Consider the following 14,200-nt stretch of genomic DNA (forward strand, 5'->3'; position numbering starts at 1 on the left):
TGAACCTCAATCAGCCTGGCACAAAATCGGAAAAATTCATCTGTCATCCACGGGGATGGCTCAGTTTATGCAGTGCCTGCAAGCGTGCGGTGGCGACGTGGGTGTAGATCTGGGTAGTAGCAATATCGGAATGCCCTAGCAGCACCTGTACCATGCGCAGGTCGGCGCCATGGTTGAGCAAGTGTGTGGCAAAGGCATGACGCATGACGTGCGGAGACAAGCGCGAAGCATCAATACCAGCTTGGGCAGCGTAACCTTTGATGATGAACCACGCACCTTGCCGGGTCAGCGGTTCACCGCGCTGGTTTACAAAGATCAACCCCTGGCTTTTGCCAGCCAGCAATAGTGGGCGCGCCTTGCTGATGTATTGCTCCAGCCAGTGCCGCGCCTCTTCGCCCAAAGGCACCAACCGCTGCTTGCCGCCCTTCCCGCCCACCACCTGCAGATACCCTTCGGTTAAATGCAGCATGGCGCGATCCAGCCCGATGAGTTCGGAGACGCGCAGGCCGGTGGCGTACATGACTTCCAGCATCGCCCGGTCACGCACACCAGCCTCGGTTTCCACGTCCGGCGCGGCCAGCAAACTCTCTACCTGCGCTTCAGAAAGTTCTTTGGGTAATGGCCGTACGCGTTTGGGAGTCACCAAAGTCAGCGTTGGGTCGTGCTGGATTTGGGCATTGTTGAGCCAGTGCTGATAGAACTTGCGCAAGCTGGCCATGCGCCGCGCCATCGTTGCCGCTTTCACCTCGCGCGACTGGGCGGCCAGAAAGGCTTGCACGTCGTCGCGCTGCGCAGTTTGCATGGTCTTGTGCTGCTCTTGCAGCCAGACCGCCCAGATCACCAGATCGCGGCGATAGCTTTCTGCCGTGTTCTGCGCCAGACCATCGGCTAGCCAGATGTTATCGATGAACTGGTCTATCCATTGTTGATGCTGCGGGTTTGCGGCCAATGCCATGCGTTTACAGCCTGCTCAGATTTGAAAACAGATCCTGACTTTCGTGCGCCAGCAACCAGCGTTTGATCGGCACCCAATCCCGGCCATTACGATGGGCATTAAAACCGCCAATGCCGGTAGTGGCCACGACCCGATGACACGGAATCAGAATCGGCAAAGGGTTTTGCCCGCATGCGCCACCGACCGCGCGCGGTACCGAGCCAATACGGCGAGCAATTTCTGAATAAGTGGTGACGTCGCCACAAGCGATTTCAGATATCTGCTGCCATACCGCGAGTTGATGCACTGAACCCTCAAGTTGGGTTGGCAAATCAAAACGAAAATCTGGCTCAGCAAAATAGGCCGCAATCTGTCGGGCGGTTTCGCGCAAGATGGCACTGGAAAGCGGCCGCAACGGTTCAGTCTCTGGCAGAAAATCCACTTTGACCAACACCTCAGCCTGCGCAATCAGCCCCACTTTGCCAACTGGGGTAATTATGACGGACTGGTATTCGGGATATGCGGTTGCAGTGGCCGCGTCGTGCTCAGCCATGACGATTTCCTCTGGTGCAAAGAGACATCCTAACCAGGATTGGCAAACCCAAGACGAAAAAAAACGCGAAGCACGTGGGCTTCGCGTTTTCAGAAAATCGGCACAAATTATTGTGCAGCGGTTTCCTTGATCTTGCGTGCTGGCAGCTTTTCCTTGATACGTGCGGACTTGCCCGAACGATCGCGGAGGTAGTACAGCTTGGCGCGACGCACATCACCACGGCGCTTCACTTCAACGGAAGCAACCAGCGGCGAGTAAGTCTGGAAAGAACGCTCAACACCAGTACCAGCGGAAATCTTGCGCACGATGAACGCGCTGTTCAGGCCGCGATTGCGCTTGGCAATCACAACGCCTTCAAACGCTTGCAGACGTTCACGGTTGCCTTCCTTAACCTTCACTTGCACCACGACGGTATCGCCAGGTGCAAATTCCGGCAGGGTTTTACCCAGACGGGCGATTTCTTCTTGTTCGAGCTTTTGAATCAGGTTCATGACCTTACTCCTTTACGAAACTTGTTCCTTCTTCCCCACGAGGGAGAGAGCCGACATTTGCCGTGTGCTCCGCCTTGAATTCGGCCAGAAGACGAGTTTCTTCTTTTGAAAGCTGACGACCTTGCAACAGATCCGGACGACGCAACCAGGTGCGGCCCAGCGACTGCTTCAAACGCCAGCGACGTATGTTGGCATGATTTCCCGAAAGCAGAACTTCCGGAACCGCCATACCGCGGTAATCTTCGGGACGGGTGTAATGCGGGCAATCCAGCAACCCATCCACAAACGAATCTTCGACAGCACTCGCCGCCGTGTTCAACACGCCGGGCAAGTGTCTTGCCAGCGCATCCATCAGCACCATGGCGGGCAATTCTCCGCCAGACAAGACATAGTCACCGACCGAAATTTCCAGATCGACCTGGCGTTGCAACACGCGCTCGTCGACCCCTTCATAACGGCCACACAAAAGAATCAGACCGGGCTCATTCACCAGCTCCAGCACTTTTGCATGGGTTAACGGTGCACCTTGCGGTGACAGATAAACCACTTTCGGCGTAATGCCGAACTGCGCTTGCCGCGCCTTGGCCGACGCGATGGCGTCTTCCAGCGGTTGCGGCAGCATCACCATGCCTGGACCACCGCCATAAGGGCGGTCGTCTACCCGGCGATAGTTATCATGCGTGAAATCACGTGGATTCCACCCTGCAAAATCGATAATGCCCTGGTCAACCGCGCGCTGGGTAATCCCGTAACGCGTGATCGCTTCGAACATTTCGGGAAACAGCGTAATGGCGTCGAAACGCATTTTGACCACTGCTTCCGGTACTACAGCCTCAGTAGTCAAGGCCCCAGTCCACCGTGATGATCCTTGCTGCCAGATCGACCTTGAGCACCACATGCCCGACAAAGGGCAGCAGGCGCTCGACATCGCCGTCTTTGGCTACGATCACATCATTGGCACCGGTCTCGAATAACTTCTCGACCACACCAAGGTGTTCACCCTGAGCGTTGACTACTGCCAGGCCGACCAGGTCAGCCCAGTAATATTCATCAGCGCCAGCTTGCGGCATCAGGCTACGCGGCACCGCGACCTGGCAGCCTTTGAGGGCAAATGCCTTGTCACGATCATCCACACCGGCCAGCGTCACAGACAGCTTTTTCGGCTGTACTGCGGCTTCTACCAGTGTGTAGGCGCGCCATTGACCGTCTCGCCCGATCCACCATGTTTTGTAGTCGAGCAAGCTGTCGGGATGTTCGGTATCCGCAACGACATTAATGCCGCCACGAATGCCAAAAGCCCCGCTGATATAACCCATTGAGACCAGATCTTCTGGAACGGTCGCAACAGATTGCGTTTGCGGGGCTGTCGGTTTATTGCTAGCCACGATCAACTGCTTATGCAGCAGCTGGCTTGTAGCCCTTCAGCAGGCGAGCAACGGTGTCGCTCACTTGCGCGCCAACGCCAACCCAGTGGTTCACGCGATCAAGCGCGAAACGAACTGGTTCCTGGCCTTCGCCGGCGGACGGGTCATAGAAACCCACGCGCTCGATGAAGCGGCCATCGCGGCGATTGCGCGAATCAGTAACAACAACATTGTAGAACGGACGGTTTTTGGCGCCGCCGCGGGACAGACGAATCACAACCATGATTGATACCCAGTAGAAATCGGTTTACGCGAAACCAGCGATTGTATGTGAAAAGCGCAAAGCAATACAAGTGTTTAGCTCGAAAGCCTGCGCCCGGACCAACGATTTACATCCCCGGCAGCATGCCTTTCATGCCGCGCATCATCTTCATCATGCCGCCTTTGGAGAACTGCTTCATCATTTTTTGCGTCTCTTCAAATTGCTTCAAAAGACGGTTTACTTCTTGCACGCTCACGCCTGCACCCGCCGCAATACGGCGTTTGCGGCTGGCTTTGATCAATTCCGGCTTGCGTCTTTCCAGTGGGGTCATCGAATTGATAATGCCCTCGATGCGCGCTACGGATTTGTCGGTCACCTGGCTATTTGCCATCTGGCTGACCTGGCCTGGCAATTTGTCCAGCAAAGCACCCATGCCACCCATTTTTTTCATCTGGCCGATCTGCGATTTGAAATCTTCCAGGTCAAAACCCTTGCCGGATTTGACCTTTTTCATCATCTGCAGCGCTTCAGCTTCGTTGACGTTTTTCTGCACGTCTTCGATCAGCGACAGCACATCGCCCATGCCCAGCACGCGGCTGGCCATACGATCCGGGTAGAACGGTTCCAGACCGGTTAGCTTTTCACCGACACCGATAAACTTGATCGGTTTACCGGTAACCTGGCGCACCGACAACGCCGCACCGCCGCGCGAATCGCCATCGAGCTTGGTCAGAATCACACCCGTCAACGGCAGCGTTTCATTAAACGCACGGGCCGTGTTGACCGCATCCTGGCCCTGCATGGCGTCGACTACGAACAGCGTTTCGACCGGATTCACCGAGGCGTGCAGTTCTTTGATCTCGGCCATCATGGCTTCATCAATCGCCAGACGGCCCGCCGTATCGACGATCAGTACATCGTGAAAATGCTTCTTGGCGTAATCGTGTGCAGCAAGGGCAATGTCGACCGGTTTTTGCGCCACATCAGACGGAAACCACTCCACCTCGATTTGTGCCGCCAGCGTTTTCAACTGCTCAATCGCCGCCGGGCGATACACGTCGGTGGACACCAGCAAGACTTTTTTCTTGTGTTCTTCTTTCAGCCGTTTGGCCAGCTTGCCAGAGGTGGTCGTTTTACCCGCGCCTTGCAAGCCCGCCATCAACACCACAGCGGGCGGCACCGCAGCCAGATTGAGCGCATCGTTCTGCGCGCCCATCAGCTTGGTCAGTTCTTCATACACTACGCCAATGAATGCCTGACCCGGCGTCAGGCTGCCAATGACGTCCTGCCCCAGCCCGCGCTCTTTCACATCGGCGATAAATTGCTTAACCACCGACAAGGCCACATCGGCTTCTAGCAGCGCCATGCGCACTTCGCGCAGGGCATCCTGGATATTGGTTTCAGTCAGGCGGGACTGACCGCGCAGGGTTTTAACAACCCCGCTCAGGCGGTTGGAGAGGTTATCCAGCATAAATTCTTTCCTTGCAGGCTCGACGGCCAAGCCGGCTCTGTTAGACTAATCAATCCCCCGATTCTAACTGATTTGATATCCGTGTCCTGGCTCGCGTTGATCGCTTTGTTCATTTATCTGGCTCTTGGGTGGCATTTTTGCCGCACCCGGCTAGCTGGTCGCGGCACCATTCACCCGGGCATCGAACACGCACTCTTGCTCCTGGCACTGGCAGTTCATGGCCTGGCGTTGTGGCCCTCACTGGCCGCGCCACCGTTGCATTTCGGCGCATCAGAGGCACTGTCGATTGTGGCCTGGCTGGCTTTGATCACCTATCTGGTCGGTCATCTGGCCTTCCCGCTGGAAGGTTTGCAGCCGCCCGTTATGGGCATGACCGTGTTATTACTGGGCGCAAGTCTGCTGCTACCTCCGGGTCACGTTTTGACCTACACCCAGAACGGCATTTCCCGCCTGCACTTTATGGCCGCGATGCTGGCGTACGGCTTGTTTACCAACGCCACTGGCGTCGCCATCTTGATGCGGCTGGCAGATAAACGGCTGCATCACGCCTCGGCCAATTTGCTGGTCCAGAAGTTGCCGCCGCTACTGGCGCTGGAAAAACTGCTCTTTGCCTGCATTACCACCGGCTTCTTGTTGCTGACTATTGCACTGATTACCGGTGTGACTTTCAGCGAAGAAATCTTTGGCAAAGCGCTGGAGTTCAATCACAAGATTGTGTTGTCGGTAGCCGCGTGGGTGGTTTATGGACTGTTGCTGGTGGGTCGTAAATTACGTGGGTGGCGTGGTCGTGTTGCCACACTGTGGGCAACCACCGGCTTCTGCTTGCTGATTCTGGGCTATATCGGCAGCCGCTTTGTACTGGATGTCTTGCTGCACCGCCCAGGCTAAAGCCCAGGTTATTGAATTAAAGCGAGCCTGGCGCTGCTATAATCCACGCCATTGCCACTCCGGAATGCCGCTTTGGACGACATCCCCATAGGTGGACTGATCGCTGCCCTGATCATCTGCCTTTTCAGTTCCGCTTTTTTTTCCGCCTCGGAAACCGCCATGATGGCGGTCAATCGTTTCCGCCTCAAAGCCCGTGCCCAGCAAGGCCATCAAGGCGCCATCCTCACACGCAAGCTGCTTGATCACACTGACCGTTTGCTGGGTGTGATTCTGTTGGGCAATACGCTGATCAATACCGCCACAGCGACCTTGGCCACGCTGATTACCACGCGCTTGTTCGCTGGCACGCATTACGCGCTCGGCATTGCCACGCTGCTGGTTGCCTTTGCCATTCTGGTTTTCTCAGAAGCCACCCCCAAGGTAATCGCCGCAACGCATCCGGAAAAAACCGCTGTTCTGGCGAGTTTCCCGCTTACCTTGTTGTTGAAGGTGTTTTACCCGGCAGTCTGGTTCATCAACCTGTTTGTGCACGCGCTGCTGCGCTTGTTTCAGTTGTCCGGCAAGAAGCAGGACCACACCAGCTTGAGCCCGGAGGAATTGCGTTTATTGGTGCTCGAATCTGGCCGCTTCATGGAAAAGAAGCATCACACCATTCTGGTGAATCTGTTTGAACTGGCCAACATTACCGTCGATGACGTAATGACTCCGCGCCATCAGATTGAGGCGCTTGATCTGGAAGCGCCGCACGAAGAACTGAGCCATCAACTCTATACTTGCCATCACACTCGCTTGCCGGTGTATGAAGGCAATGCGGACAATATGGTCGGCATATTGCACACACGCAAAGCCCTGTCATTGCACGAAGATGAAGTCACCGGGGACACCCTGCGCGCGCTGATCCGCCCGCCGTATTTCATTCCTTCCGGCACACCACTATTTACCCAGTTGCAGAATTTTCAGGAAAACCGGCGGCGCATTGGGCTGGTGGTCGACGAGTATGGCGAGTTGCGTGGGCTGGTGACGCTGGAAGATATCCTCGAACAGATCATTGGCGAATTCACCACCAACGCACCCGGCACCGGCTCGCGCCTGGAAAAACAGTCCGACGGCAGCTATTTGCTGGATGGCTCCATGAGCCTGCGCGAACTCAATCGCAAGCTCAAACGCAATTTTCCACTGGATGGCCCGAAAACGCTCAACGGCCTGGTGCTGGAATACTTTGAAGACATTCCGGATGCGGGCACTTGCCTGACCATTGCTGGCGAGCGCCTGGAAATCATGCAAACCCAGGATCGCAGCATCAAGATGATCCGCCTTTATCCGCAGCCTGAACCCCGGTAGCCAATACGCATAAATGTGCCAAAAGCGCGACACCGTTCAGCGCCGCGCGCCGGTAGCTTGCTATGACTCGCAGAATACGCACAATACGGTGTGGCCTTTGTTAGACTGAGCTATTAGACCAATTCTTAAAATGCTCGGGCAGATAACGCGGTATCCCTTGCATGGTTCTGCCGCAGCCGTACCGTTATGCGCTTTGTGGTGATTCGGGATTCAAAAGATTCGCGGATTAACCGGGTTGTCCCCATGGACCAGAGCACATGCCGGCTTGATTGAATCTGCTCGAAACTGAATACGACGCCTATGTCCACAACTTCAGCCCCTATTTCCGGCTTGGCACGCCTGCTGGTTCAGCACGGGCGCTTGGCCGAATCCGATATCGAAGCCATTCACCAGACGCCAGGTGAAGGCAAAAACTCGTTCATCGAACAGCTCATCCAGAGCAAAAAGATGACGGGCAAAGAAATTGCCGAGTTCAGCTCGCAGGCCTTTGGTTATCCATTACTGGATCTGGACCAGATTGACGACAGTTATATTCCACAAGGGGTGCTTGATCCGAAACTGATGCAAGCGCAGCGGTTGGTGCCGCTATTCAAGCGCGGCACGCGGCTGTTTATCGGCATTTCTGACATCACCAACATGCAGGCGCTGGAAGAAGTGCGCTTTCAGACCGGCCAGCAAATCGAACCCATCGTGGTCGAAGATGCCAAATTGCTGGCCTTGCTGTTCAAGCTGATTGAGGCCTCGGGCGCTTCCATTAAAGACCTGCAAGTCAATGACGCCGAACTTGAATTAAGCGGCGGTGAAGAAGAGAACAAGCCAGAAGTCGCATCGGTCGATGTTGACGATGCGCCGGTGGTGAAATATATCCAGAAAATCCTGCTGGATGCGATCAAAGCCGAGGCTTCGGATATCCACTTCGAGCCATACGAAAAGTTCTACCGCATCCGCTATCGCCAAGACGGTATTTTGCGCGAGGTGGCGCAGCCCCCGCTGGCCATCAAAGAAAAAATCGCTTCGCGGATCAAGGTGATCTCCAAGCTGGATATCTCGGAAAAACGCGTGCCGCAAGATGGTCGGATGAAACTGGTGCTATCGCGCACCCGTGCCATTGATTTCCGGGTCTCCACGCTGCCGACTTTGCACGGCGAAAAGATTTGTATCCGGATTCTGGACCCGTCATCAGCCACGCTCGGCATCGACGCGCTCGGCTACGACCCGGATCAGAAAGAATATCTGATGCGTGCCATCAACCGGCCTTACGGCATGGTGCTGGTGACCGGCCCAACGGGCTCCGGCAAAACGGTGTCGTTGTACACCTGTTTGAATATTCTGAATGTGCCGGGCACCAACATTTCGACGGCGGAAGACCCGGCCGAAATCAACTTGCCCGGCGTGAATCAGGTGAACGTCAATGAAAAAGCCGGGCTGACGTTCTCCGTCGCGCTCAAGGCCTTCTTGCGGCAAGATCCGGACGTGATCATGGTCGGCGAAATCCGTGACCTGGAAACCGCCGACATTGCGATCAAGGCGGCGCAGACGGGTCACATGGTGTTCTCTACCCTGCACACCAACGACGCGCCGAGCACGCTCACCCGTTTGTTGAATATGGGTGTCGCACCATTTAACGTCGCCTCGTCGGTCATTTTGATCACGGCGCAGCGTTTGGGCCGGCGTTTGTGTTCGCAATGCAAGGTACCAATGGACATCCCGCACGAGGCATTGCTGGATGCCGGTTTTACTGAAGCCGACCTGGATGGCAGCTGGACACCTTATCGCCCGGTGGGCTGTGATCACTGTAAAGGTACCGGCTATAAGGGCCGGGTGGGCATTTATCAGGTCATGCCGATTTCTGACGAAATGAACCGTATCATCATGAAAAACGGCACCGCCATCGATATTGCCGATCAGGCCAGGCGCGAAGGTGTGCGCGATTTGCGTTTGTCCGGGCTGATCAAGGTCAAGCTGGGAGTGACTTCGCTAGAAGAAGTCATGGCAATTACCAATGAATAATCATTGCTCTGCAAACTCATCAAACGGGCATACAACCGCCCCAAGCAGGAAAGGGAACCAGTAAATGGCGACAACAACAGCCAGGCCAGCCAAGCAGACGCTGAAGGTCAAGGAATATACCTACAGTTGGGAAGGCAAGGATCGCAACGGCAAGATCGTCAAAGGCGAAAGCCGGGCCAGCGGCGAAGCCGTGATCAAAACCCATTTGCGGCGGCAAGGTATCAACGTTATCCGGGTGAAGCGTCAGCGCGTCAGCGGCGGCAAACGCATTACCGACGAAGATATCACCATGTTTACCCGGCAGCTTTCCACCATGCTCAAGTCGGGCGTGCCGTTGTTGCTGTCGTTCGATATTGTGGCCAAGGGTCATAGCAATCCATCGGTGACCAAGCTGCTGATGGAAATCAAATCGGATATCGAGAGCGGGTTTTCCATGACCCAGGCGTTCCGCAAGCACCCCAAATATTTCGACGCGCTGTATTGCAACTTGATCCAGGCCGGTGAGCAAGCCGGTATTCTGGATACGCTGCTGGCACGTCTGGCAACTTACAAAGAAAAGATGCTGGGTGTTAAAAAGAAGATCAAGTCGGCCATGTTTTACCCAACGGCCGTGATTGTGGCGGCGTTTGTCATCACCGCCGTCATCATGATCTTCGTGATTCCAGCCTTTAAAGATTTGTTCTCCAGCTTCGGCGCCGATTTGCCAGGCCCAACGCTGCTGGTGATGGCCATCTCCGACTACTTTGTGCATTACTGGTGGTTAATCTTTGGCGGCATTTTTGGCGGTTTCTATTTCTTCATGAAAGCATGGCGACGTTCCGAGGCCATGCAGATCGTAATGGATCGCTGGTTGCTCAAGCTGCCGGTGCTGGGCGACATCATGAAGAACTCGATTCTGGCCCGCTGGAGCCGGACGTTGTCCACCATGTTTGCTGCGGGTGTGCCGCTGGTTGAGTCGCTCGAATCTGTGGGTGGCGCCGCCGGCAATCATCTGTACAAGATTGCCACTCGCAAAATCCAGACCGAAGTTTCCACCGGGACCAGTCTGACCACGGCGATGCAGAACGTAAATGTGTTTCCCAACATGGTTTTGCAAATGACTTCGATTGGCGAAGAGTCCGGCTCGCTGGACGCCATGCTCAGCAAGGTCGCCGACTACTACGAAGAAGAAGTGGATAATGCGGTAGAAGCCTTGTCCAGCCTGATGGAACCTATCATCATGGTGGTCTTGGGCACCTTGATTGGCGGTTTGGTGATCGCCATGTATCTGCCAATTTTCAAAATGGGTCAGGCGGTCGGTTAATGCAGGAATTTGCTTGGTTGTTCACACAAAACCCGCTGCTTTTCAGCGGGTTTTGTTTAGTTCTAGGCCTTTTGGTCGGCAGTTTTCTCAACGTGGTGATTCATCGACTGCCACGCATGATCGAAGCCCAATTTCGCCAGGAATGCGCCGTCATTGATCTTCCAGTTGATGCACCATTACCCGCGCCAGCGAGCCGTTACAATCTGGTGGTGCCGCGTTCGGCTTGCCCATCGTGTGGACATCAGATTAGCGCGCTGGAGAACATCCCTCTGCTTAGCTGGCTGGCCTTGCGCGGTAAATGCAAGGGCTGTCGAGCCCCAATCAGCATCCGCTATCCGGCCGTGGAGCTACTGACAGGCCTGCTAACAGCCTGGGTCGGGGCACATTACGGTTTTTCAGGTGAGGCACTGGCCGCCATTGTGCTGACTTGGGCCCTGATTGCGCTGTTCTTTATTGACGCAGACACGTATTTGTTGCCTGACTCCATTACGCTCCCGCTACTATGGATCGGTCTGCTATTCAATATCGATCATGGCTTTGTCTCGCTGCAATCTGCCGTGATCGGCGCAGCTGCCGGTTATCTGGCGCTGTGGTGTGTGTTCTGGTTATTCAAACTGGCCACCGGCAAGGAAGGGATGGGCTACGGCGACTTTAAACTGCTCGCTGCGCTGGGCGCCTGGTTTGGCTGGCAAAGCCTGCCCATCATCGTCTTGCTGTCTTCAGTTGCTGGCGCGGTGTTGGGTATCATCATGACCGTGGCGGCCAAACGCGGCTTTGGCAAGCCTATGCCATTCGGCCCCTATCTGGCGGTCGCCGGTTTCGCCACCTTGTTGTGGGGACCTCAGCTGCAAAGCCTGCTCTTTGGTGGCTTGTAAAACCCCAGAACAAACGAGGCGGGATATGCTGGTAATCGGTCTGACTGGCGGAGCAGGCAGCGGCAAATCAACGGTGGCAGATCTATTTGCCGAGCATGGTGCCGGCATTGTCGATACGGATGTGATTGCCCATCAGCTATCCCGCCCGCCGTCAGCCGCACTGGATGAAATCCGCACCGTTTTCGGCGATAAGTTCATTGCGCAAGATGGCAGCATGGATCGTCCGCGCATGCGGGAGCTGGTCTTGTCGGATGTATCGGCGCGGGGGCGACTTGAGGCCGTTTTTCATCCCAGAATTTTGCAATTGGCTAAAGAACAGCTGCAAACGCTCACCGCAACGCACCATTACGCCTTGGTTGTAGTGCCCTTGCTGTTCGAGTCTGGGCGCTTTTTGCCTTTAGTCTCCCGTACTGTCACTGTGGATTGCACGGTTGAGCGTCAGCGGACTCGCCTTGCCCAGCGCGCGGGCTTGACCACGCAAGCTATCGACCAATTGCTGGCTGCGCAATTTTCCAGAGAGCAAAGGCTGGCTCTGGCCGATGAGGTCATCCGCAATGACGGCAGCCACGAAGAGCTTGCCGACCAGGTTGCTACGCTTCACCGGACCTTTATAAAGCTGACAAAATCGGCATAATCCCCGCGCTACACCCATTTTTCGCGTATTGTTACAAGACACGAATTGAGTTAAGCCCAATTCCTGTGAAATTGACACATGCAAACTTACAGACGGGTTTTCAAACGTCTACGGTTGCTGCAGAATTGTGTATCTTTGCCCTCCCCCAACAGCCCGGCACACCGTGATTAGCTACGAATTTCCCATCAACGAGCGGATCCGCACGCTGCTGCGTCTAGAAGACATCTACGACCGAACCACCACGCTGGCCGCTCGGGAGCATTCACTCGACCATCACACAGCGTTGATCGGCTTGTTTGAGATTATGGAAGTAGCGAGTCGGGCGGATCTCAAATCCGACTTGTTGCAAGAACTGGAACGCCAGCGTCAATCCCTGTCAGCGTTGCGCCATAACCCGCATATCTCGGAAGAAGCGCTGGAGCGCGTGCTCTCGGATATCGAAGACACGCATGGCCAGTTACTGCAAATGACCGGCAAGGTCGGCCAGTATTTGCGTGAGAACGAGTGGCTAATGGCTATCAAACAGCGCCTGGCGATTCCTGGTGGTGCCTGTGAGTTTGATCTGCCGTCGTACCACTACTGGCGCCAGCTGGCACCTGAGCGGCGCCAGGCAGACCTGGAGCGCTGGTTGTCGCCACTGATGCCGATTCGTAACGGCATCCAGATTGTGCTGCGCCTGTTACGCGATTCGGCCAAGGTGTCGCATTTTACCGCGCGCCAAGGGGCTTTCCAGCAAATGTCGGGGGGCAAGACGATCCAGATGCTGCGCGTCACCTTGCCAACGGACTTACCGGTGGTACCAGAACTGTCGGCCAATCGCTACGCCATCAACGTTCGCTTCATTCAGCCATCAACCTCAGGCGAGCGCACCAAACTGGTCGAGGCCGATATTGAATTCGCGCTGGGTTACTGCAATCTGTAATTCACACGTTCGCCACACAATCGCGAAAGATCTGAAACACTCATGACGCAATCCACCTCCCGCTTTGTCACCTGCCCTTGCTGCAAAAAGCAAAGCGCGTACTCGCCCGAAAATCCGTTCCGGCCGTTCTGTTCCGAGCGTTGCCGCTTGATTGACCTTGGGCAATGGGCATCGGAAAGCTATCGCGTGCCAGTCGAATCTGATGACCTGGACGAACAGACACCGCCCCGACTGTCATAGTTTCGTCGCAGTCCCGTCACTGTTTCTTCAATAAATCGTCATTGCGTGGTCATGCGCTCCGCTTAATTTCTCTCCATACCTACAGGAGGGAAATGATGCTCCAGACTCAGAACGCCGCACCCACAAAACAGAAACGTCGCCTGTCGGTTACGCTGGCGAATCACGAAGGCGCGGTCCGCGCCGCGCAAGCATTGCGCTACCGCATTTTTGCCGAAGAAATGGGCGCTCGCATCCACGCTCGTGAAGCCGGTCTGGACCAGGATCTGTTCGATCCATATTGCGACCACTTGCTGGTGCAGGATGACGACACCGGCGAAGTCGTCGGCACTTACCGCATTCTCCCGCCGCATCAAGCCCGCAAGCTGGGCAGCTATTACTCCGACACCGAATTCGATTTGACCCGACTGGGCCATATCCGCTCGCAGATTGTAGAGATCGGCCGCTCCTGCGTGCACCCGGATTACCGCACCGGCGCCACCATTACCCTGCTGTGGCATGGTCTGGCCAGCTACATGCGTGAGCGCAATTACCGCTACCTGGTCGGCTGTGCCAGCGTCTCGTTGGCGGATGGCGGGCATACCGCGGCCAGTATCTATCGCAAGCTGGCAGACACCGCCATGGGGCCGGTGGAATGGCGGGTTTTCCCACGCTGCCCATTGCCCTTGCCCGCCCTCAACCAGAAGCTGGATGTCGAGATTCCGGCCCTGATCAAAGGCTATCTGCGCGCTGGTGCACAGTTGTGCGGCACGCCTGCCTGGGACCCGGACTTCAACACCGCCGATCTGTTCTTGCTGCTGTCCATGCACCAGGTTGACCAGCGTTACGCCAAGCACTTCATGCGCTAGTTGGTTATTAGTCGCCCATGCGAGACAGTCTGCAATAAGACCATTTCGGCATGCGCGGCAAGCGACT

Annotated in this window: 16 protein-coding genes; 9 read left to right on the top strand and 7 right to left on the bottom strand. The window is 55.7% G+C overall.

The annotated features are described in order from the left end of the window. Nucleotides 1-43: 43 nt before the first annotated feature. The 7 genes from xerD to ffh all read right to left on the bottom strand — a co-directional run bounded on the left by xerD (nucleotide 44) and on the right by ffh (nucleotide 5,075). A complete protein-coding gene (xerD, locus tag P4L78_RS06825; protein WP_309327371.1) occupies nucleotides 44-955 on the bottom strand; it encodes a site-specific tyrosine recombinase XerD in 912 nt (303 codons plus the stop codon). 4 nt (nucleotides 956-959) lie between these two features. Then, nucleotides 960-1,487, bottom strand: coding sequence for a methylated-DNA--[protein]-cysteine S-methyltransferase (locus P4L78_RS06830; protein WP_309327372.1), 528 nt, complete (start codon nucleotides 1,485-1,487; stop codon nucleotides 960-962). A 107-nt stretch (nucleotides 1,488-1,594) separates the two neighbouring features. Further along, the gene (gene rplS, locus P4L78_RS06835; RefSeq protein WP_283150550.1) at nucleotides 1,595-1,978 is read right to left on the bottom strand and encodes a 50S ribosomal protein L19; all 384 of its coding nucleotides are present in this window, start codon (nucleotides 1,976-1,978) and stop codon (nucleotides 1,595-1,597) included. Between the two features lie 4 nt (nucleotides 1,979-1,982). Further along, entirely contained in the window at nucleotides 1,983-2,783 is an 801-nt protein-coding gene (gene trmD / locus P4L78_RS06840; RefSeq protein ID WP_283151407.1) for a tRNA (guanosine(37)-N1)-methyltransferase TrmD, read from the bottom strand. A gap of 28 nt (nucleotides 2,784-2,811) precedes the next feature. Beyond that, nucleotides 2,812-3,363: a ribosome maturation factor RimM gene (gene rimM, locus P4L78_RS06845; RefSeq protein WP_309327373.1), complete on the bottom strand. Its 552-nt coding sequence runs from the start codon at nucleotides 3,361-3,363 to the stop codon at nucleotides 2,812-2,814. 10 nt (nucleotides 3,364-3,373) lie between these two features. After that, nucleotides 3,374-3,625, bottom strand: a complete 252-nt coding sequence (rpsP, locus tag P4L78_RS06850; protein WP_283150552.1) for a 30S ribosomal protein S16 — start codon at nucleotides 3,623-3,625, stop codon at nucleotides 3,374-3,376. Nucleotides 3,626-3,731: 106 nt separating this feature from the next. Further along, nucleotides 3,732-5,075 carry a signal recognition particle protein gene (gene ffh / locus P4L78_RS06855; RefSeq protein ID WP_283150553.1) on the bottom strand — a complete coding sequence of 448 codons (1,344 nt, stop codon included), beginning with the start codon at nucleotides 5,073-5,075 and terminating at the stop codon, nucleotides 3,732-3,734. Between the two features lie 81 nt (nucleotides 5,076-5,156). Here ffh and P4L78_RS06860 point away from each other — a divergent pair, with 81 nt between their 5' ends. The 9 genes from P4L78_RS06860 to P4L78_RS06900 all read left to right on the top strand — a co-directional run bounded on the left by P4L78_RS06860 (nucleotide 5,157) and on the right by P4L78_RS06900 (nucleotide 14,133). Continuing rightward, nucleotides 5,157-5,963, top strand: a complete 807-nt coding sequence (locus tag P4L78_RS06860) for an inner membrane protein YpjD (protein ID WP_283150554.1) — start codon at nucleotides 5,157-5,159, stop codon at nucleotides 5,961-5,963. 72 nt (nucleotides 5,964-6,035) lie between these two features. Next, nucleotides 6,036-7,304 carry an HlyC/CorC family transporter gene (locus tag P4L78_RS06865; protein ID WP_283150555.1) on the top strand — a complete coding sequence of 423 codons (1,269 nt, stop codon included), beginning with the start codon at nucleotides 6,036-6,038 and terminating at the stop codon, nucleotides 7,302-7,304. Between the two features lie 300 nt (nucleotides 7,305-7,604). Further along, entirely contained in the window at nucleotides 7,605-9,314 is a 1,710-nt protein-coding gene (gene pilB, locus P4L78_RS06870; protein WP_283150556.1) for a type IV-A pilus assembly ATPase PilB, read from the top strand. Nucleotides 9,315-9,378: 64 nt separating this feature from the next. Next, nucleotides 9,379-10,617: a type II secretion system F family protein gene (locus P4L78_RS06875; RefSeq protein WP_283150557.1), complete on the top strand. Its 1,239-nt coding sequence runs from the start codon at nucleotides 9,379-9,381 to the stop codon at nucleotides 10,615-10,617. A 116-nt stretch (nucleotides 10,618-10,733) separates the two neighbouring features. Further along, nucleotides 10,734-11,492: a prepilin peptidase gene (locus P4L78_RS06880; protein WP_405051507.1), complete on the top strand. Its 759-nt coding sequence runs from the start codon at nucleotides 10,734-10,736 to the stop codon at nucleotides 11,490-11,492. Nucleotides 11,493-11,517: 25 nt separating this feature from the next. After that, nucleotides 11,518-12,126: a dephospho-CoA kinase gene (gene coaE / locus P4L78_RS06885; RefSeq protein ID WP_309327375.1), complete on the top strand. Its 609-nt coding sequence runs from the start codon at nucleotides 11,518-11,520 to the stop codon at nucleotides 12,124-12,126. Nucleotides 12,127-12,289: 163 nt separating this feature from the next. Beyond that, nucleotides 12,290-13,048 carry a cell division protein ZapD gene (gene zapD / locus P4L78_RS06890; protein ID WP_283150560.1) on the top strand — a complete coding sequence of 253 codons (759 nt, stop codon included), beginning with the start codon at nucleotides 12,290-12,292 and terminating at the stop codon, nucleotides 13,046-13,048. Between the two features lie 42 nt (nucleotides 13,049-13,090). Continuing rightward, nucleotides 13,091-13,288 (top strand): DNA gyrase inhibitor YacG, encoded by a 198-nt coding sequence (locus tag P4L78_RS06895; protein WP_283150561.1) that lies wholly within the window; start codon nucleotides 13,091-13,093, stop codon nucleotides 13,286-13,288. A 92-nt stretch (nucleotides 13,289-13,380) separates the two neighbouring features. Next, nucleotides 13,381-14,133 carry a GNAT family N-acetyltransferase gene (locus P4L78_RS06900; RefSeq protein WP_283150562.1) on the top strand — a complete coding sequence of 251 codons (753 nt, stop codon included), beginning with the start codon at nucleotides 13,381-13,383 and terminating at the stop codon, nucleotides 14,131-14,133. The last annotated feature ends 67 nt before the right edge of the window (nucleotides 14,134-14,200 follow it).

The sequence above is a fragment of the Silvimonas sp. genome, assembly GCF_031291215.1.
Classification (GTDB): Bacteria; Pseudomonadota; Gammaproteobacteria; order Burkholderiales; family Chitinibacteraceae; genus Silvimonas; species Silvimonas soli.